22 protein-coding genes and 1 other RNA gene are annotated in these 24868 nt (G+C 41.0%); 1 reads left to right on the forward strand and 22 read right to left on the reverse strand.

The annotated features are described in order from the left end of the window. Positions 1–5 precede the first annotated feature (5 nt). On the reverse strand, positions 6–1937 hold the full coding sequence (locus A3I9_RS0102385; RefSeq protein WP_018377489.1) for a BglG family transcription antiterminator: 1932 nt from the start codon (positions 1935–1937) through the stop codon (positions 6–8). A gap of 269 nt (positions 1938–2206) precedes the next feature. Here A3I9_RS0102385 and A3I9_RS0102390 point away from each other — a divergent pair, with 269 nt between their 5' ends. Next, on the forward strand, positions 2207–4591 hold the full coding sequence (locus A3I9_RS0102390; protein WP_018377490.1) for a phosphoketolase family protein: 2385 nt from the start codon (positions 2207–2209) through the stop codon (positions 4589–4591). 123 nt (positions 4592–4714) lie between these two features. Here the strand turns inward: A3I9_RS0102390 and A3I9_RS0102395 are convergent, their stop codons facing one another. The 21 genes from A3I9_RS0102395 to tadA form a co-directional block, all read right to left on the reverse strand. Next, positions 4715–6499 (reverse strand): ABC transporter ATP-binding protein, encoded by a 1785-nt coding sequence (locus A3I9_RS0102395; protein ID WP_018377491.1) that lies wholly within the window; start codon positions 6497–6499, stop codon positions 4715–4717. Then, positions 6500–8209, reverse strand: coding sequence for an ABC transporter ATP-binding protein (locus A3I9_RS0102400; protein ID WP_018377492.1), 1710 nt, complete (start codon positions 8207–8209; stop codon positions 6500–6502). Then, a complete protein-coding gene (locus A3I9_RS0102405; RefSeq protein ID WP_018377493.1) occupies positions 8202–8648 on the reverse strand; it encodes a MarR family winged helix-turn-helix transcriptional regulator in 447 nt (148 codons plus the stop codon). The genes A3I9_RS0102400 and A3I9_RS0102405 overlap by 8 nt, the downstream gene beginning before the upstream one ends. Positions 8649–8831: 183 nt before the next feature. Further along, on the reverse strand, positions 8832–9923 hold the full coding sequence (gene ulaG / locus A3I9_RS0102410; protein ID WP_018377494.1) for an L-ascorbate 6-phosphate lactonase: 1092 nt from the start codon (positions 9921–9923) through the stop codon (positions 8832–8834). A gap of 161 nt (positions 9924–10084) precedes the next feature. Beyond that, positions 10085–11737 (reverse strand): BglG family transcription antiterminator, encoded by a 1653-nt coding sequence (locus A3I9_RS0102415; RefSeq protein ID WP_018377495.1) that lies wholly within the window; start codon positions 11735–11737, stop codon positions 10085–10087. Between the two features lie 147 nt (positions 11738–11884). After that, complete coding sequence (locus tag A3I9_RS0102420; RefSeq protein WP_018377496.1) at positions 11885–12601, reverse strand: L-ribulose-5-phosphate 4-epimerase; 717 nt, start codon at positions 12599–12601, stop codon at positions 11885–11887. 1 nt (position 12602) lies between these two features. Continuing rightward, positions 12603–13466 (reverse strand): L-ribulose-5-phosphate 3-epimerase, encoded by an 864-nt coding sequence (locus tag A3I9_RS0102425; RefSeq protein ID WP_018377497.1) that lies wholly within the window; start codon positions 13464–13466, stop codon positions 12603–12605. 7 nt (positions 13467–13473) lie between these two features. Beyond that, on the reverse strand, positions 13474–14139 hold the full coding sequence (locus A3I9_RS0102430) for a 3-keto-L-gulonate-6-phosphate decarboxylase UlaD (RefSeq protein WP_018377498.1): 666 nt from the start codon (positions 14137–14139) through the stop codon (positions 13474–13476). Positions 14140–14168: 29 nt separating this feature from the next. Next, on the reverse strand, positions 14169–14654 hold the full coding sequence (locus A3I9_RS0102435; RefSeq protein ID WP_018377499.1) for a PTS sugar transporter subunit IIA: 486 nt from the start codon (positions 14652–14654) through the stop codon (positions 14169–14171). Positions 14655–14737: 83 nt separating this feature from the next. Beyond that, positions 14738–15016, reverse strand: coding sequence for a PTS sugar transporter subunit IIB (locus A3I9_RS0102440; RefSeq protein WP_018377500.1), 279 nt, complete (start codon positions 15014–15016; stop codon positions 14738–14740). 46 nt (positions 15017–15062) lie between these two features. Next, a complete protein-coding gene (locus A3I9_RS0102445) occupies positions 15063–16493 on the reverse strand; it encodes a PTS sugar transporter subunit IIC (protein ID WP_018377501.1) in 1431 nt (476 codons plus the stop codon). Between the two features lie 193 nt (positions 16494–16686). Further along, on the reverse strand, positions 16687–17367 hold the full coding sequence (locus tag A3I9_RS0102455; RefSeq protein ID WP_018377503.1) for a fructose-6-phosphate aldolase: 681 nt from the start codon (positions 17365–17367) through the stop codon (positions 16687–16689). 11 nt (positions 17368–17378) lie between these two features. Next, positions 17379–17744, reverse strand: a complete 366-nt coding sequence (locus A3I9_RS0102460; RefSeq protein ID WP_018377504.1) for a PTS glucitol/sorbitol transporter subunit IIA — start codon at positions 17742–17744, stop codon at positions 17379–17381. Between the two features lie 63 nt (positions 17745–17807). After that, positions 17808–18797 (reverse strand): PTS glucitol/sorbitol transporter subunit IIB, encoded by a 990-nt coding sequence (srlE, locus tag A3I9_RS0102465; RefSeq protein ID WP_018377505.1) that lies wholly within the window; start codon positions 18795–18797, stop codon positions 17808–17810. Between the two features lie 23 nt (positions 18798–18820). Then, on the reverse strand, positions 18821–19363 hold the full coding sequence (srlA, locus tag A3I9_RS0102470; RefSeq protein WP_018377506.1) for a PTS glucitol/sorbitol transporter subunit IIC: 543 nt from the start codon (positions 19361–19363) through the stop codon (positions 18821–18823). A gap of 39 nt (positions 19364–19402) precedes the next feature. Continuing rightward, the gene (locus tag A3I9_RS0102475; protein WP_018377507.1) at positions 19403–19882 is read right to left on the reverse strand and encodes a transcriptional regulator GutM; all 480 of its coding nucleotides are present in this window, start codon (positions 19880–19882) and stop codon (positions 19403–19405) included. Beyond that, complete coding sequence (locus A3I9_RS0102480) at positions 19883–21748, reverse strand: BglG family transcription antiterminator (protein ID WP_018377508.1); 1866 nt, start codon at positions 21746–21748, stop codon at positions 19883–19885. Between the two features lie 18 nt (positions 21749–21766). Further along, complete coding sequence (locus A3I9_RS0102485; RefSeq protein WP_018377509.1) at positions 21767–22567, reverse strand: SDR family oxidoreductase; 801 nt, start codon at positions 22565–22567, stop codon at positions 21767–21769. Between the two features lie 156 nt (positions 22568–22723). Further along, positions 22724–24073, reverse strand: a complete 1350-nt coding sequence (locus A3I9_RS0102490) for a glucose-6-phosphate isomerase (RefSeq protein ID WP_018377510.1) — start codon at positions 24071–24073, stop codon at positions 22724–22726. Positions 24074–24169: 96 nt separating this feature from the next. Beyond that, positions 24170–24265, reverse strand: an RNA gene (gene ffs, locus A3I9_RS13120) — signal recognition particle sRNA small type. Between the two features lie 50 nt (positions 24266–24315). Continuing rightward, positions 24316–24834 (reverse strand): tRNA adenosine(34) deaminase TadA, encoded by a 519-nt coding sequence (tadA, locus tag A3I9_RS0102495; protein WP_018377511.1) that lies wholly within the window; start codon positions 24832–24834, stop codon positions 24316–24318. Positions 24835–24868 lie beyond the last annotated feature (34 nt).

Raw genomic sequence — 24868 nt, forward strand, 5'->3', positions numbered from 1 at the left:
TTACTTTATAATCGCTCAATAAATTCTGCCTTTGTCCGACTTTGCGAGAGTGCTTCAATATAGGGCTCGCTGTCAATTTTTGAATACAAACCAATTAGAGCTTTTTTATAAAATTCTTCATCATTTTCAGCAATGGCAATTAGGGCCACTACACTGATTAAATTCTCCCCCCACTGAATAGGTTTCTCTAAAGTCATCATGACCAACTGAGATTCCTTAACTGTAGTAGGATCTGCGTGCGGAAGAGCAATCCCCGTATAAAGACTAGTGCTTCCCAATTTTTCTCTAGCTAATACCGAATGTAAAAACTCATGATTCTTACGATTCTTTGCTGTAGTCTGTCTGACCATAGCTCCAATACACTCTTCTACCGTTCGGTAAGATTGATTAAGAAGGATATTATCCTTTAGTAAATCTAGAATCACAGACTTAGAAAAGACAGTACTATCATGGATAGCTGATAACATATTGCGATTCCCTTGAGTCAGACTTGCATACTTTCTTTGAATAAGCTCCATTTCCCGACTAGTCACAATCGGACTAACCTGAATATAAGGCTTTGGAAAAGCTTCTAACTGTATGGAACTAATCACCAAATCTGCTTGTTCAATTTTCTCAGGAGTAAGCTCCTTCAAATCAATATTCATCAGATTATCAAAAGTAGAAATCGTCCTTCGTAAAGAACTCATAATCAATTCAGATGTCGCCAGTCCATGCGGGCAAATTACATAGATATTGAGAGGACGACTCATCTTCTCTACCGATATCTCAAAATAAATGGTGAGAAAAGCAATTTCTGCATCTACTAATTTCACATCATATGTTTCAGAAAATACTTTTGATGCCAACCAAACCATATAATAGAGAACGCTATACCGTGACTTAATGTCTTCGGTAATCTGATTCTTGATGTTGATCCCACTCTTTAGACGATAAATCATAGGTTGGATATGATTGACCAACATCCGAAACAGGTGGTCATCCTGCGCAAAATCCACACCTGACAGTTGCCCGATTCGATTGATGAATTTCCGAACGGTTTGCTCTATATCAGACTGTCTAACTGTTTGATTTTCGTAGCCTACAGATAAAAGGGTGTAACAGATATTTCGAATCTCTACGTCCTGAAGATGTGACATTGCAATTTTGCTACTCTTACTGAGCAACTCTCCCGCGATGATATAAACTTCATATTGTTGTAAATCCTTGACAATTACGGTAGAAGGCTCATCCGATATAATATGTCCACTTAGGTACCGATTACTACTAATCAGTAAATCTAACACAAGATAGATACTATACTGCTCAGCCGTCTTGAAATGATAGATACTAGAGAAGGATTGAACATTTTTTATCGTTGCACAAATCTCTTCTCTTTCAAAAAAGGTATCCAAACTACCTTCTTCAACCTTCTGATAACTTAAATCAAAATGTTGAATGAGATAATTTCTAAAAAATCGACGAACACTTTCTTCTTTAGCCGATAGATAAACCTGTCCACTTTTTCTGACTAGTTGAATATCGTAAGAAGAAAGTTGCTGTTCAATTCGCTCTAAATCTCGTCGGATAGACGCCTCACTGATATAATGGGTTGTCGACCAATCTAAGATATCCAACTCTCCAGTTTCTAAGATCAGTTTCTTTAGAATATCACAATCCCTTTGAAACTGAGAAGTTTCATCTACTTGATCATATTGTTGTGTTTCAATTAGTTGTAAGATTGTTCGTTTCTCATCCGGTGATACGTTCAACCGTACTCCCTTTCGAGGTTTTCTCTCAATCTCTACTCCAACTGGTCGCAACTGGTCATTGATGACAGCCAGGTCTGAGTAGGCTGTCTTTGTCGAGATACCATACTTATCAGAAAGTTCCTGCCCCGTCATGTAGTCTGAATCAGAAAGTAGGTCCCGAAGAATATTATTTTGTCTTTTGTTCAAATTCTACCTCCTTCACTTGCTACAAGGTCATTGTATTACAACCGCTTACAAAACAAAAGTCAACTTACTTCCACATTAATCTGGAAGTTCTGAAAAAAATGACAGCTTCCCAAAAAAGACGCTGGAAAATCTATTATATAATAAGTTTTCTGTTTTTTTCAGAAATTTTTTTGCGTTATTTTACACGTTTTTTCACATTTTGACTGTCAAAATGAAAAATGGTATATTCTACTTGTGAAAAAAATTACATTCAAAAAGGAGTCTTTATTATGACCACACACTTTGATTCACAGGAGTATTTGAAAAAAGTCGATGCCTGGTGGCGAGCAGCCAACTACATCTCTGCTGCCCAAATGTATCTAAAAGATAACCCACTCTTAAAACGTGAAGTCGTCGAAAATGATTTGAAAGCTCACCCAATCGGACACTGGGGAACTGTTCCTGGACAAAACTTCATCTACGCACATTTAAACCGTGCTATTAATAAATACGATGCCGATATGTTCTATATTGAAGGACCTGGTCACGGTGGACAAGTCATGGTATCCAACTCCTACCTGGATGGTTCCTACACAGAGTTGAATCCAAACATTCCTCAAACAGAAGAAGGTTTCAAACAACTATGTAAAATCTTCTCATTCCCAGGAGGTATCGCTTCTCACGCAGCGCCTGAAACACCAGGTTCGATCCATGAAGGAGGAGAGTTAGGATACGCTCTTTCTCACGCAGCTGGTGCCATTCTTGATAACCCAGACACGATTGCCGCAACTGTTATCGGTGATGGGGAAGCTGAAACTGGACCACTCATGGCTGGTTGGTTCGCCAATACCTTTATCAACCCAGTCAATGATGGAGCTGTCCTTCCTATCCTCTACTTAAATGGTGGTAAAATCCACAACCCAACCATTCTAGAACGTAAAACAGATGAAGAACTAGACCTCTTCTTCCGTGGTCTCGGCTGGAAACCAATCTTTGCGGACGTCACTGCTGTAAGCAAGGACTTTGACGCATCTCACAAACTCTTCGCTGAAAAACTAGACCAAGCGATTGAAGAAATCAAGGCTATTCAAGCAGAAGCTCGTAAAGGTAGCGCTGAAGAAGCCGTTCAACCAGCTTGGCCTGTATTGGTTGCACGCATTCCAAAAGGTTGGACTGGTCCAGAAAGTTGGGAAGGGACTCCAATCGCAGGTGGTTGGCGTGCACACCAAGTACCAATCCCAGTAGATTCTCATCACATGGAACACGTAGATGCCCTTCTTGACTGGCTCAAAGGCTATCGTCCTGAAGAACTCTTTGATGCAGATGGTCGTCTCCTTCCAGAGATTGCCGAAATCTCACCAAAAGGTGACCGTCGGATGTCCATGAATCCAATCACAAACGCTGGAATCATCAAACCAATGGATACAGCTGATTGGAAGAAACACGCATTTGACATTGAAACTCCTGGTGCAATCATGGCACAAGATATGATTGAATTTGGTAAATATGCGGCTGACCTTGTCGAAGCAAACCCAGATAACTTCCGTATCTTTGGTCCAGATGAAACCAAATCAAACCGTCTTCAAGAAGTCTTCAAGAAAACAAACCGTCAATGGATGGGACGTCGCGATGCTTCTTATGACGAATGGTTATCACCTGCTGGTCGTGTGATTGACTCACAATTGTCAGAACACCAGGCAGAAGGCCTTCTTGAAGGTTATGTCTTGACAGGTCGTCATGGATTCTTTGCGTCATATGAATCCTTCTTGCGTGTGGTGGATACAATGGTGACACAGCACTTCAAATGGTTGCGTAAATCAAAAACACACACAACCTGGCGTAAAAACTACCCAGCCCTTAACTTGATTGCGACATCTACTGTCTTCCAACAAGACCACAATGGATACACTCACCAAGATCCAGGTATCCTGACTCACTTGTCAGAAAAAACACCTGAATTTATTCGTGAATACTTGCCTGCCGATGCCAACTCACTTCTTGCAGTGGCAGACAAGGCCTTCAAAGACGAAGATGTCATCAACTTGATTGTCACTTCGAAACACCCACGTCCTCAATTCTACTCGAAAGAAGAAGCGGCTGAATTGGTAGAAAAAGGCTATAAAGTGATTGATTGGGCTTCAACTGTCTCAGCAGATGAAGAGCCAGATGTTGTCTTTGCGGCAGCCGGTACAGAGCCAAACTTGGAAGCTCTTGCGGCGATTACGATCTTGCACAAGGCCTTCCCAGAACTCAAGATCCGCTTTGTCAATGTTGTCGATATCTTGAAACTTCGCCATCCAGATGTAGACCCACGTGGCCTTTCTGATGAAGAGTTTGACAAGGTCTTCACAACTGACAAACCAGTTATCTTTGCCTTCCACGCTTACGAAGGTATGATTCGAGACATCTTCTTCGCTCGTCAGAACCACAACCTCCGCGTTCATGGTTACCGTGAAAATGGGGATATCACTACACCATTTGATATGCGTGTGATGTCAGAACTGGACCGCTTCCACTTGGCACAAGATGCGGCAAATGCAGCACTTGGTGCGAAAGCAGCAGATTTCGCAGCCAAGATGGATGAAACAGTCAAATACCACAAAGAATACATCCGTGAACACGGTGATGATATTCCTGAAGTACAAAACTGGAAATGGGAAAATGTGAATAAATAAATTGTTTCCAATATTCGAATATGGCTACGAGTAACCGCCTAGATCAACAAATCTAGGCGTTTTTTTTAAATAGAAAAAGACAGGCAACAATCACTGCCTGTCTCATTTTTGAGAATCTGTTTCTTATTCAAATACAAATTGATTGTGATAGAGTTCTGAATAAAATCCTTTTTGCTTGAGCAATTCATGGTGGTTTCCTTGTTCAAGCACCTTGCCATCTTTTAAGACAATGATCTCATCCGCATTCAAGATAGTTTTCAAACGGTGAGCAATCACAAAGCTAGTGCGCCCTGCAATAATGGCTTCCATAGCATTTTGAATTTTTGCTTCTGTTACTGTATCCACATTTGACGTCGCCTCATCCAAAATCAAGACTTGCGGATCCGTCAACAAGGTACGCGCAATGGAAATCAATTGTTTCTGACCTGTTGAGAAGATATTTTCATCGTCGGTCACATAGGTCTCATAACCTTCTGGTAAGCTCATGATAAAGTCATGAATATGGGTTGCACGCGCTGCTGTTTCCACCATTTCTTGCGAAATCTCGTCATTGCCAAAACGGATATTATCCGCAATAGTGCCAGAAAAGAGCACCGATTCCTGCAAGACAATCCCCACTTTTTCACGGAGGCTATCTAAATCATACTCCCGAATATCTCGACCGTCAAATGCAATAGAACCACCATTCACATCATAGAAACGGTTAATCAAGTTCATGATGGTGGTTTTACCAGAACCTGTTGGACCAACAACCGCGACCATTTTGCCCTTGGGAGCTGAAATGGTGACATTATCCAAAACTTTTTGACCGGGAAGATAACCAAAGTCGATGTTCTTGATCTCCACTCCTTCTGTTAATTCAGTAAATAGCGGAGCATTTTCTGGACGGACTTCCTCAGGCTCATCAAACATTTCCTGAATGCGATGTGCCCCTGTGAAGGCAAGTTGAAGCTCAGCCCAGCTAGAGGCGATCTGCATCATCGGTTGGTAATATTGTTGTGAGTATTGGACAAAGGTTACGACAAGGCCAAGCGCCACCGCTGTATCCATGGAGCTATCGTTTAAAACAATATTAGACCCCGCAAAAATGACAATAGCTGTATTAACCAAACTCATCCCGTTCATAAATGGGAACATAATTCCACTAAAAAGACGTCCCTTGAAGGTTGTACGACGCACTTCTTCGTTGAGTTCCACGAAACCAGCGATGGTTTCTTCTTGGACACCTTGAACAATAATGGCTTTCTGACCAGAAATTTTCTCGTCCATGTAAGCATTGAGTTTTGATACCGCAGCTTGTTGTAAATTGGTATATTTCCGTGCTAGACGAATAATGATGACCAAGGCAAGCAAAGCAACAGGAGTTGACGCAATTGTTACAAGCGCTAGTCTCGTATCTTGACGGAACATCATCCAGACCATCCCAATGTAGAGCGCCCCATTTGAGAGAATTTGTACCATTGATTGGTTGAAAGCATTTTGGATATTGTCTAGGTCACTAGTAAAGCGAGACAAGATGTCCCCATCTTTATGACGATCGAAAAAGGCAATGGTCAATCGCTCTAATTTTCCAAACAAACCTTTACGCATACGGTTGGTCGAATTCGCCACAATACGGGTCAACAATAAACTATAAATTAGGTTAGCAACAACTGTAGCTACATAAGCTAAAAAGAGATTGAGCATGACTCCATTAAAATCTGCTACATCCGGTTCAAAACCTTTTTGCCCCATTTGCGCTGCCGCAAAGTATTGCTGACCAATTTTTCCTAATTCAGCAATCGCATCCCCCATCAAAACGGGCGTTTTTACTTGTAGATAGGTTGCCAAGATAATCGCAGCAAAAATGACCACAAAGGATAGTGTATACCGTTTAAAATAAAACCAGAAAAATCGTGCTGTCTTCATTTATTCTTCCTCTTTTCCTTTCTGTGTCTCATAAATTTCACGGTAAACGGCGTTATTCGCCACCAATTCAGCGTGTGTTCCCTCTCCAATTAGTCGTCCTTCATCCAATACCAAAATTTTATCAGCTGTCACCACAGACGAAATCTTTTGAGCAATGATGACTGTAGTTGTATCTTTCAAATCGTGGTTTAGAGCTTCTTGGACCAATTTTTCAGATTTAGCATCAAGAGCTGACGTTGAATCGTCAAGGACCAATACTTTTGGATTTCCAATGACACCACGTGCAATAGACATCCGTTGTTTCTGACCACCAGAAAAGTTATTTCCACGCTCTTCCACTTCACTTTCATAGGTTTCATCCAAGCGATCAATAAATTCCTTGGCTTGGGCAATACCTGCTGCGCGTTCTAATTGTTCAAGACTCGCTTCAGCTGCTCCCTGACGCAAGTTGTCTGCGATTGTGCCAGAGAAGAGAATCGCTTTCTGTAAAACAATAGAAACAGTTTGACGAAGCGTCTTTTGATTGACGTCTTTTAAATCACGTCCGCCAATTGAAACTGTCCCTTCTTGAGGGTCAAACAGACGCGGAATCAATTGGGCCAAAGTTGATTTCCCAGCACCTGTCGCACCAACAACCCCAACCATTTGGCCCGACTCAATTTCAAAAGAAATATTTTTAAGCATTGGTTCAGAATCATGAGGATAGGTAAAGCTGACATTATCAAATACAATTTTTCCGTCTAACACCTCATCAGGAGTGTCCACAAAACTCATAGCTGGCTCTGTTTCAAGGATTTCATTAATCCGTTTAATGGAGATAGCGGCACGCGCTGCATTCATCCCCATAAAGCTCGTCATGATGATGGAGAACATGATTTGCATTAAGTAGCTCATGAACGATGTGAAGCTACCGACCACTTCAAGATTATCTTTTACCATACCTGAGACTAAGTACAGGGAGGCAAAAATGGCCATGAAAGATACCAACATCATGATTGGTTGAAGGATAGAAAATCCATATCCAATGAAAAGGTTCAAATTCAGTAAGTCGTTTGAAGCTTCTTTGAACTTGGCATATTGATTCTTCTCTTGAACAAAGGATTTAACCACTCGAATACCACGCAGATTTTCCTTAGCAATGCTATTCATCTTGTCCATCAATATTTGGAACTTGCCAAAACGTGGTCCCATATGCTTCATCACAACTGCCATGATGCTAGCAATCACAATGACCATGACAATAATCATCCACCAGAGCTCAGGCAATGTTCGCACCGCCATAATGAAAGCCCCAATGAACAACAAGGGTACCCGCAAGAGAACAGTAAAACTCATCATCACCAAGTTCTGGATTTGGGTCACGTCATTGGTCATGCGCACGACCAAGTTTCCAGCATTGAACTCTTCGATATTCGCATATGAAAACTCTTGAATCTTACGGAATGTTTGTTCACGAACATCCGCAGAAACCCCTTGTGCAATTTTTGAGGCAACAATTGTATTGAGCATCCCTGCCACAAGACCAATTCCAGCAATGACTAGAAGCCATTTCCCAACGCGAAAGATCTCATTCTGGTCATTCATCAGAACAGCTGTCAACACTTCTTTTAAGTAACTAGGCTGTAACAAAGTTGTCATGACAACAGTCGATACCAGTAGAATGGAGGCAAGAGCATACCATTTGTATCGCAACATTGCTTTCTTAAACATCTTCTTTCTCCTTATACATTTTAATATTTTCTTCCAGCTGCTCAAAAACAGCCTCTACCACTCGGAAATCCTCATAAGGAATATTTGAGAATAATTGGTCAACCATCTCCGCATGCCACACTTTTAAAGGAGGCAACTTTGAACGACCAAGCTCTGTTAGGACAACCTGCTTACACCGCTTATCTGCCACTGAAGAGATGCTCTGAATAAAGCCATTTTTCTCCATTCGTTTGACTAAATTACTAGCAACAGATTTTGAAATTCTCATTTCTTTCTCAATATCTTTGACAAAAATCTCATCTCCATCATGCCGATCAAGATAAAACAACACCTGCCCCTGTGGTCCTGCCAAATGCTCGATATCATGCACTTTGGCAATATCCTCCACTGCCTGTTCTACTTGATTGATAAGATTGCGGAAATCCGATAAGCTATGCATAACCATCCCTCTCTTTGATTGTTTCCATGAGAACCATTATAATTCCCTTAAAAAGCATTGTCAATGGTTTTGTATGAATATCAACATAAAAACGTTTTCGCACTCACTAATCATAACGATATCTAAATAAAAAAGCACTCTCCTAAAATCATGGAAAGTGCTCAATGTGATAAGAAGAATGGATTATAGCAAGGCTTTAAATTGGATATTCGATTCTTCTAAGAAGCAATCATCGAATCCACGTGGGTGATGGTATTCGATTCTATCCTTGTCTTGTGGGTAGGTGTATTTGCCACCGACTTCCCAGATGAATGGGTGGAATTGGTATTGCAACCGTTCCTTGCGCATCTTCCAGAGAGTCAGGATTTCATCGGTAGATGCCATAAAGTTAGACCAGATATCATAATGAACGGGGATGATGACCTTAGCACGGAGATTTTCTGCCATGCGAAGCAAGTCAATAGAGGTCATCTTGTCTTGAATACCAATAGGATTATCCCCATAGTTATTGATAGCTACATCAACATTAAAGTCGCGACCGTGTTTGGCAAAGTAGTTTGAGAAATGAGAATCTGCACCATGATAAATGGTTCCACCCGGTGTTTCAAAAACATAGTTGACTGCCTTACGAGCCATTTCTTCATCTGTTACAGCCAAACCTTTTAATTCACCATCTTGCGCATCAGCTCCATCAACTGGCAGAGTTACCAGGCAAGTCCGGTCAAAAGACTCTACCGCTGTAATTTTGACATCCTTCAATTCGAGAGTGTCGCCTGGTTTCACAATGAGAATCCTCTCTTCTGGCACACCCCATTTTTTCCAGATTTCCCCACATTCATAAGGACCAACAAATTTGACATGATCCAATTTAGGATTATTCACAATCGCTGCAGCAGTATTGATATCAATATGATCACTATGGAAGTGAGAAACCAGATAATAATCCAACTCGTTGATGGCAAACGGATCAATCACCATTGGTTGCACACGTAAGTTTGGTTGCAACTTACGAACACCTGCCATATTCGCCATTTGGTGTCCACGTACCATATCTTTTACTTTCTTTGTTGATTTCCCGCGATTTGACCAGAGGTCCATAACGATATTGGCTCCGCCCGGTGTCTTAATCCAAACACCGCAGTTTCCGAGCCACCACATTGAAAAATTTCCAGCAGGTACAACTTCTTCTTCGATTTCTTCATTCAGCCAAGTGCCCCATTCCGGGAAGGTAGAGAGAATCCAAGACTCACGTGTAATATCTTGTACTTTAGCCATTTCAGCATCCTCCTATAAATCATTGCTTTTACATTACATCTTCAGTATAAACCTTGTAGACCTAAACCAAAAGACCAAGAAGTACACAAGGAAGTGTCCAAAACTGTACCGAACGATTCATAAACATTTGCCACTAAAAAACGCTAGGAATGTTTCCTAGCTTACATGGATAGAATCCGACTAACAATTTCTTCAATCTGTGCTTTCAAAGCCTGCCGATTCTTTTCTTCGGGCAAATAAGCCTGCAAACATTTCTCGAGTTCTGTACTGAATTGTGTTTCAACAGTCTTTCCCATCCCTTTGGCAAAGCGAACCAATTCGATAATGTCTTCATTATCTAAAATAGGATGGACGACAATCACAGGAAAATGCGTTTCCAGAGCATCACTTGTTGAAACCACCAAATCTGTCGCCACTAAGTCACGTACACTGTAAAATTGTTCTGACGTAAAAACAGCTTCAATCGTACAGTTTGTGAGATATTGTTCACATTGATTAAGCAATAATTTCTGTACTCCGACTCCTTCATCACAAACAAGGATGATTTTTCTCTTAGCAGGTTCAGCCGGTGCATTTTTTTCCAGTTCCCCTCCTAAATGAATCGTAATATAGGCAATATCATCATCTGTCATGGTCAACTCCCATGCCTCTTCTAAAATTCCTATATGCGTCTTGGTAATCTGAAATAGACTCTGATAGCGTTCTTTGATATATTTGGTCAGTGGATTGACAGACAAAATGCCATAAGTCTTTCTGTAAATCAAAGCCTTACAATGCATGAGAAGTTTCCGAAGCAGATCGTTGCGATGTACAAATGTTAACGAATGTTGAGCCTCAATTTGACTGAGGAAAAAATCTAGAGTGACACGCATTTCAGAATAATCCTGACTTTCCAAGTGGCTGTCCTTGTCTTTCCGAAATGATAAGAGCAACATGGCAACCAAACTAATCTCAATGTCATCTAACTGGATGTCATAGAGGTTCGATAAATCCTCTGCCATGTCACGTGCCAACAGATATTCTTTTCGCTTCCAGGTCATACTAAAATCACGTCGAACCGCTTCTTTTTCACATTCCGATAATTCAATACTGCGATAACTGAGAAGCAAATACGGTAGAATTTCCACCATAAAAACCCGATCCTGACTATTGAGCTGTTTCCCCAAGCTTTCTTGCGCATTGGTCAATTGATCTTCAATATAGGCATTCACTTCTTCAGAAAAATAACGGTTGAACCCTGTCACATCTACGATTTTGTCTCGGACAATCTCAACAAAATTTTTGTTTCCTTCCGTATAGATTGCGTAGAGCAAACGGTAAAGGTATTGAATTTTGGATAAGGGATGGCATTTTAGATAGTAACCGTCTGCTTTTGTGACGTTGAGTTGAATATCATAATCCTCTACTGCTAACATTTGACGAATATCATTGAGATCACTTAAAACGGTATTACGAGAAACATCATTTAGTTGCATGAGCTTATCAATAGTGACCCGTTCTTTAGAAACAGCAATATAGGTCATCGTCAGTTGGATACGTTCTTCAACACTCATCACATAAGTATAATCATCTAATTGATCCAACAAATCTTGACAAACTTGCTTTTGTTCATTGGTCAATAATATGCCTACTCGTGGATAGGAGACGATCTTATCAATACCGTCCGGCAAGGCTTCGTTGATTTTTTCCAGATGGTAGTAGACCTTGCGCCGAGATTGATTTAGTTTTTTTGACATAGTCATGACTGTCTCTGGTTTCTCTAATGATAGCAAGTAGGACACCAGCTCACAGCTTTTCTTGTCTAGAATAATCACACTCTCTTCTCCCTTCCGAATACAGAATATTATACCATTTTTATAGTCTTGTTTACATGTATATAAAGGCTAAAACATATTAAGAGAGGAGAAAGCTATTTGTTGCATCACTTCCTCCTACTCTCTTCGTATTTCAATAATTTTCCCTCAATGTGCATCACCTTTTTGTCCGTAATAGGCATTTGGACCATGCTTGCGAAGATAGTGCTTGTCCAAGATATACTGTGGAGCAGGTTCTACGCGAGGATTGATTTGCTCGGTGAAACGATTCATCTTTGCCACTTCCTCTAAGACAACAGAATGATAAACTGCTTGAGCAGGATCTTTCCCCCAAGTAAACGGTCCGTGGTTGCGCACAACAATCCCCGGAACGGCAAGAGGATCGAGACCACGGCGTGTGAACTCTTCGATAATCACTGTTCCTGTTTCTTTTTCATAGGCTGTGTTCACCTCATCTGCTGTCAAAGAACGCGCACATGGTACAGATCCATAAAAATAATCTGCGTGGGTTGTCCCATAAAAGGGAATGTCACGACCAGCTTGCGCCCAGCCGACTGCCTCGGTTGAATGAGTGTGTACAATGCCGCCAATTTCAGGCCAAGCTTTATACAGTTGAACGTGGGTTGGTAGGTCAGAGGAAGGATTTAAATCCCCTTCTACCACCTTGCCATCTAAGTCTGTTACTACCATATTTTCGGGTGTCAATTTCTCATAATCCACACCAGAAGGTTTGATAACAATGAGGCCTGCTTCACGATCAATTTCAGACACGTTGCCCCAAGTGAATTTTACCAAGCCGTGTGCTGGCAGTGATTGATTGGCCGCGCAAACACGCTCACGCATTTCTTGTAATGATTTTGCCATATTAGAGTACCCCTGCTTTCTCCATTAGTGGATAGAGGAAATCCTGCGCCTCTTTTATAGCAACACGCGTTTCCTCAACCGTTGGACAATTTTCTGACCACATTTCAATCAAGAACGGTCCATTATAGTTGGTCTTTTTAATCACATCAAACATCAACTCCCAGTTCACACATCCTTGACCAAAAGGAACATCGCGGAACTGACCTTTTGATGTTTCTGTCACAGCATAAGTGTCCTTCAAATGAAGGGCAGCGATAGACCTATGTCCGTTATAAAATTCACTCCAAAGGTCATTGTGCCAAGCAGAGACATTTCCTGTATCAGGATAAACAAAGAGATAAGGGGAGTCAATTTCCTTTTCAATTGCCAAATACTTTTCAATAGAATTGACAAATGAATCATCCATGATTTCAATGGATAAAATGACTTGTGCTTCTTCAGCCCATGTACAAGCTTGACGAAGATTTTTCAAGAAGCGAGCACGTGTAGCTGGTGATTTTTCTTCATAGTAAACATCATAACCAGCTAGCTGGATATTGCGAATGCCGATATCCTGCGCAAAGACAATACATTTTTTCATCATGTCCATAGCACGTGCTTCCTTTTCAGGGTCATTGGATCCCATTGGAAAACGGCGATGGCCACTAAAGGTAATAGTCGGCACACGAACACCTGTTTCAAAAATGGCCTTGACCAACTCCAAACGTTCTTCCTTGGACCAATCCAAACGCGCTAAGCGCTCATCCGATTCATCGATAGATAGTTCGACAAAATCAAAGCCCAACTCCTTTGCAAAATTCAACCGTTCTAACCAAGTGAAATGTTTGGGGGTCGCTTTTTCATAAATACCAATTGGACGTGCCATAATCAGCCTACCCCCAAATCCGTTTGATTTCATCCTTGAAGGCACGTGCTGCGGCAGCAGGATTTTCTGCTTCTGTGATGCCACGTCCTGCGATAAAGGTAAAGACATCCACTCCTTCAAATAATTTTAAGGTATCTACATCAAGTCCACCTGTAACAGATACACGGAAGCCCATTTCAATCAATTTCTTAACCTTGGTTAAATCCTTTTCTCCCCAAGTTTCTCCTGCAAGAAGTGCATCGCGAGACTGATGGTAGATGGCTTGTGAAATACCTGCATCCAACCAAGCCTGGGCATGCTCATAAGTCCAATCTCCGTACAGTTCCACTTGGATTTCTCCACGTTCTCCGCGCTCTTCTTTGATGGCTTTTAGCGCTGCTTTCATGGTTGGAATGGTTGCTGAACAGATACAGGTCATCCAATCTGCTCCACGTATCGCATTATTTTTCGCCACTGTTCCGCCTGCATCTGCACATTTTGTATCAGCCACGATAATTTTTTCAGGGAATAGATGGCGAAGCACCTCCACCAATTCGCTACCAACTTGCAACAGGCAGACAGTTCCTGCTTCAATTACATCGACCTCGTGACCAACAGACACCGCCGCCTTGATAGCTCCCTTCAAATCAGAGTGGTCAAGGGCAACTTGTAAATTTGGAATATGTTTTGTCATAATCGTTTCCTCTCTAAACTGTTTCATGTTTAACTTTCTAAATCCAAACCTTCAAGATAAGGACTATTTTTTGATTCTTCTACCATTGCCAATACCTCTTCAGGAGTCTTACAATCAACCAATCGTTGGATTGAGTTTTCCAATTCAAAAAGAGCAATAATTTGTGGAATGGCTACTGTTGTATGAATGGCTGCAGATTGTGCAGCTAAGGTAAGCAGGACGGAGACTTCCTTCCCATCTGAAAATGTCACCGGCTTGGTCAGGGTAATCAAGGCAAAGGAGTCCTTATGCACCCCAACACCAGCCTGCGCATGTGGCATTGACATTCCCGGCATCAAGATATAGTATGGTCCATATTCTTCCGTTGATTGGATAATGGCATCATAATATTCTTCTGTCACAGCTCCGCTATCAATCAGCGGTTCTACCGCCTTATGTACAGCCTCTTGCCATGTTTCAGCTGTTAAGCCTAAACGGATTGAATTATTCTCTTTAAAAGATTTTGCTAAATTCATAACCTGATTTCCTCCATCTAAAGATAAAGGAGAGGAGACTTTCCTTATAACTAAGCTTGTCTCCCTCTCCTATATAGCATTGTTTACAAAACTGCTTGGAGTTTTGTTTTAATTTCATTGTCATCCATCAAGTTATCAAGACCAACTAAATGACCATTTGTCCGACCTTCCAATTCCTTAATTAAGTGATTGGAAGCGACAACAATATCATACCCCGAAGCCAATCCTTTGGCCTCACCGACAGAACAAGATGCAGACTGGATGTCTGTTACTCCGAGCTGACGAAGGGCGTTTTCAACCTTCATCTTGATGACCATGGATGAACCCATCCCATTACCACAAGCTGTAAGAACTTTAACCATTTTAATTTCCTCCATTAGAACGAATTTTTTAGAAATAGCAGAGCCATTATTGAGCTTCACCACGATAGTAGGCTTCTTTATCCTTAGCCTTCATAAATTGAAGCTGTGGAATCGCCAAGAAGAACAGACATACAAGAACGTAACCAGCAATGCCAAGGTATTTAAAGAGATAACCAAATGGAACCCATGGAATAGCGAGGTCAATATTTCCATGATATCCACCTGTTAAACCAAGAAGGGCAACAGCTACTGCCCCAACTGACACTTGTATAATCCCTGAAATGAAGGAGAGCACAACAGCCGCCTTCCATCCGCCACGCTTGTCAGCATAGACCGCAATTGCAGCATTATCAAAGAATACTGGAACAAATCCTGTAATAATCAAAATCGGATTTTTAAAGATAACGAGAAGTGCAATGGTAATCAATTGACCAATCAAACCGAAGGCAAATCCTGAAAGCACCGCATTTGATGAACCAAAACCATAAGAAGCTGCAACGTCAACCGCTGGGAATGAACCTGGGAGAAGCTTACTTGAGATACCTTGGAAGGCGTTTGTCAATTCCGCAACGAACATCCGAACACCTTGCATCAAGATGAAGAGATAAACAGAGAAGGTGAGTGATGTTTGAATCACATACATAAAGAATGATTTCGTTGGAACGTATGCTCCTGCACCAATCAATTCTGCATTAGACATGAGTTCTGGACCAAGGACTGCCAAAATTGCACCAAAGAAGACCAACATGAGCGTCGCTGAAGCAACAACTGTATCATGGAAAATATTAAGGAAGGTTGGCAATTTCAAATTATCCAAATTCTCTTCTTTTTTACCAAAGAATGGTGCCACCTTATCCACAAACCAAATCGCAAATTGCTGTTGGTGTCCAATAGCGAATCCGCCACCACCAGTCAAACGTTGTGTCGGTTCCACTGTCATATTGGAGCTGACCGCCCAATAAAGACCACAGATAATACCAACTGCCCATGCTCCAAAAGCATTTTGTAATTGAGGAATCAAGAGAAGGACAAAGACAGAAATAGTTGCCGCCTGCTGCACCATAATGTGACCAGTGATAAACAAGGTACGCACTTTCGTCACTTTACGCAGAGCAACAAGGAGGATGTTAACACCAAATCCAATGAGGAGTGCTGTTGTAGCGACACTAATGAAGCCCATTTCTTCTAACTTGGCATTTGCAGCTGCAAGGCCAAAGTAAGGGTCGATAACTGCTGCCTCCAAATTGAACTTTTTCGCAAGAGCGACCAAAATTGGACGGAATGTACTAACTAACCCACCAGCACCAACGTTCAAAATCAAATAACCAACAGTCGCCTTGACAAAACCTGCAAACACTTCATGAACTGGTTTTTTCAAGAGAATATAACCAATCAAAACCAAGAGACCAACGAAGAAGGCTGGGTTTTGCAAAATATTGGTGGAGAACCAATTTAGGGGAATTAAGAGTATATCCATTTTTCCACTCCTTTTAAATGTTTTTCTATATCCTTATTATAGATTTTGTAAGCGCAAACAAAAAGACCAAGTCTTACACACTCATGTGTGCAAAAATGGACCAACCTGTTCCCCCAAAAAAACACCCCAAATTTAGATTTTTCACCTAAATTTGGGGTATCAGTATTTTTGCTTATATTATACATTTGATGAGTTAATTTTTAAGCATCGTTGCTTCTTCTCCGTAAATCATTTCCCAATCTGTTTGAAATTGATTGACTGCCTGAAGAATAGGAGCTGCTAGTATAGCTTGCCGTAATAATTGCGGATCAACTGTAACGGTATGTCCTCCAGCTTCCAAGGTACGATTCACTTGAGAAATATTTTTGTAACTAGCACCTAAAATTTGTGTCGCTTTACCACTTTGCCCTATGTACTGTGCAATCGAGGCGACAACTTCCGTCGCATCTGTCCCAAGATTTTCCATACGATTATAATATGGAGCCACAAAGTCAGCTCCGGCTTCAATGGCCAAGTAGGCTTGCATTTTACTGTAAATTGCTGTTGCAGTAATATGGACGCCTTTAGCTTTTAAGAGTTGGATGACTCGTAAGCCCACCTCTGTTACAGGAACCTTGATATAGACTTCTGAATCAATTTCAGTCAAAATGGTTTCCGCCTCTTTGAGCATTGTCTCCACATCTTGCGAAACAACTTGAACATGTAAACTACGTTCTTTTCCAATCAAGTTGCGAATGGTACGTAAATGTTGGTATACATTGATTTTTCCTTCTTTTTTTAAGATAGAGGGGTTTGTCGTTACACCTACAATCGGTAAAATCTCTATGGCAGACTCAATCTCTTTCAAATCTGCACTATCTAGTAAAAATGTCATTTCCATTCCTCCTATGAAAAAATTTGAATGACCGTTCCTTCCTTCAACACTGGTGGATTTTCTACTTGAATGTGTAATGTGCCTGGTAAACTTCCTTCTACAGAACCATCTAAGGCAACGGTAATATGACCAAGGTTGCTAAGATTTTTTTCCACAACACCACCAACGGCTGTAATAGGGTACTCTAGCCCATCAACGACTAACTTGCCACCAATCTGAATCGGTCTTGCTAAGGTCTTATCATTGATGGTAAAGCAAAATTCCGCTAAATCTGCAGGTGCTCCTTCACCAAATAGGATAAACATCCCTGCATCCGCAATCATATTTTGCGCTTCCGGGCCAATAGCAATTATTTTTGTCTCAAATACTTTTTTCATTTTTATCTCTTTTCTGATTAATAATGGAACAGCGATGAGAACACTGTCCCATCACTGTCTATTTTACTGATAAAGTCCGATACTTGCAATCCATGCAACGATAACACGTGGTACACCGCTCAAGAAACGTGAGTAGAGAACAGATGGAACACCGACTTCAACCGTTTCTGCTTCAGCTTCTGACAAACCAAGGGCAACTGGGATGAAGTCACAACCATTTTGCGTATTGATAGCGAAAAGTGCTGGAAGTGCCATTTGTGGAGGAATATTTCCTTTTCCAATTTCCACACCAATCAAGGTACCAATGATTTGTGAGATAACAGCGCCAGGGCCAAGGAGAGGAGATAGGAATGGAAGTGAACAGATAAATCCAATGACGACAAGCCCCCAGACATTACCTGCAAGTGGTACCATGAGTTTCGCAATCCAGTTACCGACCCCAGATCCATTGATAATCCCAATCAAGAGAGATACAAAGGCCATGAATGGTAAAATGGTGTTGAGCATGGTTTGGATAGCATCACGCGCAGCTTGGTTGAAAATCGCAACAACCTTACCAGCACCCATACCAATGCGAGCTACAAAACTCGTTTCAGCACGTTGTTCTGTGATTTTCTTTGTTGTATCATATGTGGCTGTTTTAACTTCTTCTTTTACTGGAGCAACAGTTGGTGCAACCTCACCTGAAGGAGAAATTTGATCAACCCCAACAGCTGAAACATAGATTTCTTCTGTGATATATTGAGCTAACGGACCTGATTTCCCTGTTGCAACGATGTTAATCGTTGGGATACCCTTTTTAGGATAGATTCCACAACGAAGTGTCCCACCGCAGTCTACAATTGCAAGAGCAATTTCTTCATCAGGAATAGACGTTTTGAAACCATTAACAGCTTCCATACCTGTCAATTCCACAATTTTATCCACAATCTCAGGTTTTTCACCACCGCCAGTGATATAGATAAATTTGTGTTTCTCTTCAGTTGGTGTAATTACCAATGGACCACCAAATCCGCCACTACCTTTAACAACTTTAATGCTATTATATGCCATGATTTTTTCTCCTCATTCTATCTTTATTTCAATGTCTTGCTAAGTGTTACACCTTGTTGTTTACATACCCAAGCAGTTGTGAAGTCTGTGATCCAACCTGCAAAGAAGTTCATCACAATACCGACTAGCATATAACGAATCGCCAAGTCCATTGTATTAAAACCAAGCGTTTCAATCCCGGACGCAATCCCCAACCATACAAAGAGTTCCCCTGGATTGATATGCGGGAAGACCCCGTTTGAAGTGTGGCAGAATTGCATTTGTGATGCTACGTAACCTGGTTTGTAAAATTCAGGCATGAAACGTCCCATTGAGATAGCCATTGGATTTCCCAACATGAAGGCTGAGATAAATGGTAAAATCATGTAACGACTGATTGGATTTTTCGCAGAAACTTCTGCTAGTTTATTGACCTTATCTTCTCCCAAAATAGCAATTAAAGCATTCATCGCTACCAAGAGCATCAAGACAACTGGTACAATCCCTGTCATCCAAGAGATAAAGGTTTCTCCACCAAGTTGGAAGAGCTTCATGAAGCCCTCAGCAAATTTAATAATGTAATCCATCATGTACTCCTTTTCTCCGAGAATCTTCTCGGTATTTTTTTATGATTTTTTTAACTGAAATTTTAACCGTGAGAGGAACAATTTTGCATGTGTCGTCACATCTACCACAGGAGCGTACTTTGGTACATCCTTGTAGACACCAGCTTCTACCCGTAAAAAGACCTCTCGTGCATCTTCAATAGCAATTTGCAATAATTTATTTTCTTTGCGAACCATGGGATTGTACTTGTCAAAGTAATGGATATCTTGCCCAACATAGGTCGGCATATCCTTGAAATGAGCCAAGACTGTTACCCCTTGCATTTTTTTAGCCGCCAAAACTTTACCATCAGGATTGATAGCGAACATGACAATCGTACCTGATTTAATTTTCCCAGCACGACGACCAATGGCAACGCGACCTAGCTGACGCAATTCCCCATATGTTTCATTAAAATGCTTGAGTTGCCTCAATCCAAATAAAATTTGCAATAGATAGGCTGCAATACAGAACAATCCAAATATAATCGCAAAACTCATTTAAAATACTCCTTTACTTCGTGTCAAGTCAATAAATTCAGCTTCCGTCTGAATTCGTTTCAAATCAGACTTCAAGTGCGCATCATTCGCGATTCTAAAAATATCATCGTATAATTCTAACAATTCCGCTTCCATTTTAGACTCAACCTGATGAGGTATCGCCACCAAGAAAATCAACTCAACAGATTCCTTTCCTTCAATGTGGGCCTCTTCTAAAACACCCAGCATCAGAACAGTTTTCGTATCCAATTGATTAATAGTATGCGGAAAACCAATGCCATTTCCAAAAAAGGTTGACTGTTGCTCCTCTCGGTCCAACGTTCGTTGAACAAAGGCTTGATCAACTAATCCTTGCACCTGCAATTGACTCGCCATCGTGATCAAATAGTCTTCATATCGCTCCGCCTTCGGAAGACGGATAAACTTCAATACAATGGTTTCTAAATTTTTCTGATGGTAACGATTAACGCGTTGCCATTCTTCACGCAACCACTGATCGTCAAAAAGATTGGTGATATGAATAAGTGGGGATTGAAGGTTTCCCAATTTTAAAGGAATGGTTGTAAAAATCGCAAAGTAATCATCGTCTGCTTCAGGATTGAAATTTTCTTCTGAATACTGTGTAATTTCAATGTCACGACCTAGTACACGGTGTAACTGTCTAAAAATCATATTGGCCGTTCCACGACCTGTCGTACAAACAACCGCAATTTTACGTTTTTTTACTTCTAATTCTTGTGTATCCTCTCTCAGAATCATTTCAAAGTAAAGGGCCAAATAACTCAGCTCCGACAATTCTACAGGATGTCCAAAGCGCCCTTCTAGGTAGTCGCCTGCTACTCTTGCCATCTCAAAAGCTAATGGATACTTATGTTGGATTTCTCCATGGAAGATATCTCTCGCCTGTACATGAAAGATCAGACGATTGAGTAGGAACTTCAAGTGAGTATGCAGTTCCAGAAAGAGCTTTTTCTCGTCCACCTGCACCATCAATGTGTGTTGAACTTCCTGAATCATTTCCGAGTAGATTTCCTGTAAATTAGAATCACTTCTCGGTTGATAATCGAGACCGTCAACATACTGCGTATTTAAAGGAAAACTTAGAAAATCTTGCTCATATTGACTAAGTGATAATTGATACTGCATCTCAATATGATAGATCAACTGCACCATCAATTCTGAATCCAGCAGATCATTACTGTAGTAAGAGATTGGTTTAATCAGCGGTTTATGCCGTTTTACACGCGCTACTGTAATCGCAATCACCTTGGTCATCAACTCTTGCGTTTTCTTTGGAATTCGGAAAGTTTCATATAATTCTTCCAAAAAAGCTTTTGTCTCATCAACAAGGGTATCTGAATCAAAATATGCATACACATGATGAAGGTAGAAAAGTCGTAGATTGATTTCTGTCCCGACAACTTCTAAGCCCCAATTAGGTTTTCCTGATATGGTCACTTGAAACGATTCTGCCAGTTCTTTAACCTGCTTTAAATCTTTATTGATCGTCGTACGACTCACGCCGATTTCTTCTGCTAAATCATCAATTCGAAGCGGTTCTGCACTTTGAAGTAACCGTTTAATCAAGTAGGAACAACGCTTACTTGAAGAATTAAAATCACTTTCCTTACGTAAGCTGCCTGCTAAGATTTCCTCCAATCTTATATAATCGTAAACTTCAATCGACAGCAAACCTTCTTCTTGTTTAATTTCCAAATCGGGAGCCAGCAAATCATTGAGTTGTTCCAAACTTTTTTGGAGAGTAGAGAGGCTGACATTCAAATCCGCCCGCATCTCTTCTACACCAACTCGGCGTTGTGCGACTAATGTTTCTAAGATACGATACCAACGATTGACTAATGCCACTTTTTCTACTCCTATTTACTATCCTCTCGTCTTACCACCTGCGACATTGGTTGTGATTCCTGTAATATAACTTGAGCGATCTGATACATAGTAGGCCACTAAATCAGCCACTTCACTCAATTTACCACTCCGACCAAGAGGCGTTGTACTCGTAGATGCATACCCTGCACGGATTTCATCTACTGTCTTCCCTCTTGTATAACCCAATGCTTCTTCATAAGCAAGTGTCCGTAAGCCTGTCGCTTCCATAATCCCTGGTGCAATCCCAACTACGCGAACATTATATTTCCCTAGTTCTTTGGCCCATGAACGTGTGTAACTATATACAGCTGCCTTTGTTGCTGCATATGCACTCTGACCTTCTGAACCTTCCAAACCTGCCTCAGAAGCCATATTAATAATGACGCCCTTCTTCTTCTCAACTAAGATTCGTCCAACTGCTTGACTGACGAGGTAAAGCCCCTTTTGGTTGATCATAGTGATTTTCTCAAATGTCGCATCATCCAATTCGTATTTCCCATGCGGGTCTTTTGGATCTACCAATAGACGCGGAACATTGATACCTGCATTATTCACCACAGCATCAATCGTCCCAAAACGCTCTACTGTTGCTGCAACTGCTGCTTCCACTTCCTCACGGGAAGTCACGTCTACTTGTTGGAACAGTAAATTTTCATGGCGCACATCGTTATCTGAAATATCAAAGTTAGCGACGTTTACTCCTAACTCTAATAGTTCATCAACGATGGCTTTCCCAATTCCAGAGGAAGCACCTGTGACAACTACTGTTTTGCCTGTTATATTTAACCAATCTGTCATCTTTTATCTCCTTTTGTTTTGTTTACGCTTTCATTATAAAGTCTTTCCTCCAAATAATTAAGACACACTTTTTGAATCCAAAAGAAAATTTAGTTGACTAATTGAAAAAACAAAAACAGACCCCCGAAGGAGCCTGTTCTCAGGTTCTATTTCCGTTTACAAACGTGCGTTAAGCTCAGCTGCTAAATCTTCAAAACCTGGTTTGCCTAAAAGGGCAAACATGTTTTTCTTGTAGGCTTCAACACCTGGTTGGTCAAATGGGTTAACACCATTGAGATAACCAGAAGCTGCAATCGCAAGTTCAAAGAAGTAGATGACATATCCAAGCGTAAATTCATCTTGTTGTGGAAGCGTTACGTACATATTTGGTACACCGCCATCCGTGTGAGCAAGAAGAACCCCGTCTGTTGCTTTTTTGTTCACAAAATCTACATCCTTACCTTCAAGGTATCCAAGTCCATCCAAGTCCTCTGCCATTTCAGGGATGAGAACATTCTTAGCTGGTTTGTCTACACGAAGAACTGTTTCAAACAAGTCACGACGGCCTTCTTGGATAATTTGTCCAATAGAATGAAGGTCTGTTGAGAAGTTAGCAGATGATGGATAGATCCCCTTGTTATCTTTTCCTTCTGATTCACCAGCCAACTGTTTCCACCATTCTGAGAAGTATTGGAGACTTGGCTCATAGTTCGCAAGGATTTCAGTTGTGTAACCTTTACGGTAAAGAATATTACGCAGTGCTGCGTACTGATATGATTCATTCACTTTCAAATCAGCCGTAGCATAAGCTTCACGAGCCGCTGCAGCTCCTGCCATCAACTGATCCACATCAGCTCCAGATGCTGCGATTGGCAAAAGACCAACTGCTGTTAAAACAGTAAAACGCCCACCAACGCTATCTGGTACAACAAATGTTTCCCAACCATTTGCATCAGCTTCCACTTTTACTGCTCCACGCACTTTATCTGTCGTTGCATAAATCCGTTTATTCGCTTCTTCTACACCATATTTTTTAATCAAAGCTTCTTTGAAGACACGGAAAGCAATGGCAGGTTCTGTCGTTGTCCCTGATTTAGAAATCACATTCACAGAGAAGTCTTTATCAGAAACGTACTCCAACAAGTCCGCTAAATAAGTAGAAGAAATTGAATTTCCAGCATACAAGATTTGTGGTGCCTTGCGTGCTTCTTTTGGTTGCAAATTAACAAACGAACTATTCAAGAAGTCAATTGCTGCTTTTGCTCCAAGGTAGGAACCACCAATACCGATGACCACCAAAACATCGCTGTCAGATTGAATTTTTGCTGCTGCTTCTTTGATACGAGCAAATTCTTCCTTATCGTAGTCTTTAGGAAGGTCCAACCAACCAAGCATCTCGGATCCAGCACCAGTACGATTACGCAAATCAGCATCTACTGCAGTGATTTGACTTTGCATATAATCCAACTCATGTGGTTGAATATATTTCCCCAAAAGTTTTGAATAATCAAATTGAATATGTGTCATGAGTATCCTCCATTTATAATCCATTCTATGATATCGCTTTATCACTTTTTTTTCAAGCGATTTGTTAATGTTTGAACAATCTCTTTTGTTTTTTCTGAAGAAAATCAAAAGAGCACACACCTGACTTCGCTTAGGGCTGCTGGATTCCTCCCCTGACCCACTTCACGCACAGATGTTGCTCCAAAGAGTATTATACCATATTTTTTCGTTATTGCAAATCGTTGAGATAAGTTGGTATTGAATCAAGAAACTACGGATTCTTCTGCTTGCTGGGCCAGTTGTTTGGTCACCTTCTTCCGTTCACGGCCTTGGCGAAAAAATGTACGCATCAGACTCGCACATTCCTCTTCTAAAATCCCTGTTTCCACTGCTACACGATGATTGAGGCGTTCATCGCTTAAAATATCATAGAGACTCCCTGCACCACCAAATTTTTGATTGGCTGCCCCGTAAATAACCTGCGGAATACGAGCTAGACCAATCGCTCCACTACACATGACACAGGGTTCAATCGTGACAAAGAGAGTACTATCCAACAAACGCCAGTTGCCCTCTCTTTGGTTAGCATCGTTGATGGCCATGATTTCCGCATGCATAATTGCTTGATTTAGCTCCTCACGCGCATTATGCCCCCGTCCAATAATATGCCCATCCTTTACAATGACACAACCAATTGGAACCTCTTCTTTGTGAAGGGATTTTTCTGCCTCTTTCAAAGCTTCCCGCATAAAGTATTCTTTTTCTTCTACTGTAAATTCCATAGTGTCATTATACCATATCCTAGACATTGAAAAA

The organism is Streptococcus ovis DSM 16829, assembly GCF_000380125.1.
In the GTDB taxonomy this organism is placed as follows: Bacteria; Bacillota; Bacilli; order Lactobacillales; family Streptococcaceae; genus Streptococcus; species Streptococcus ovis.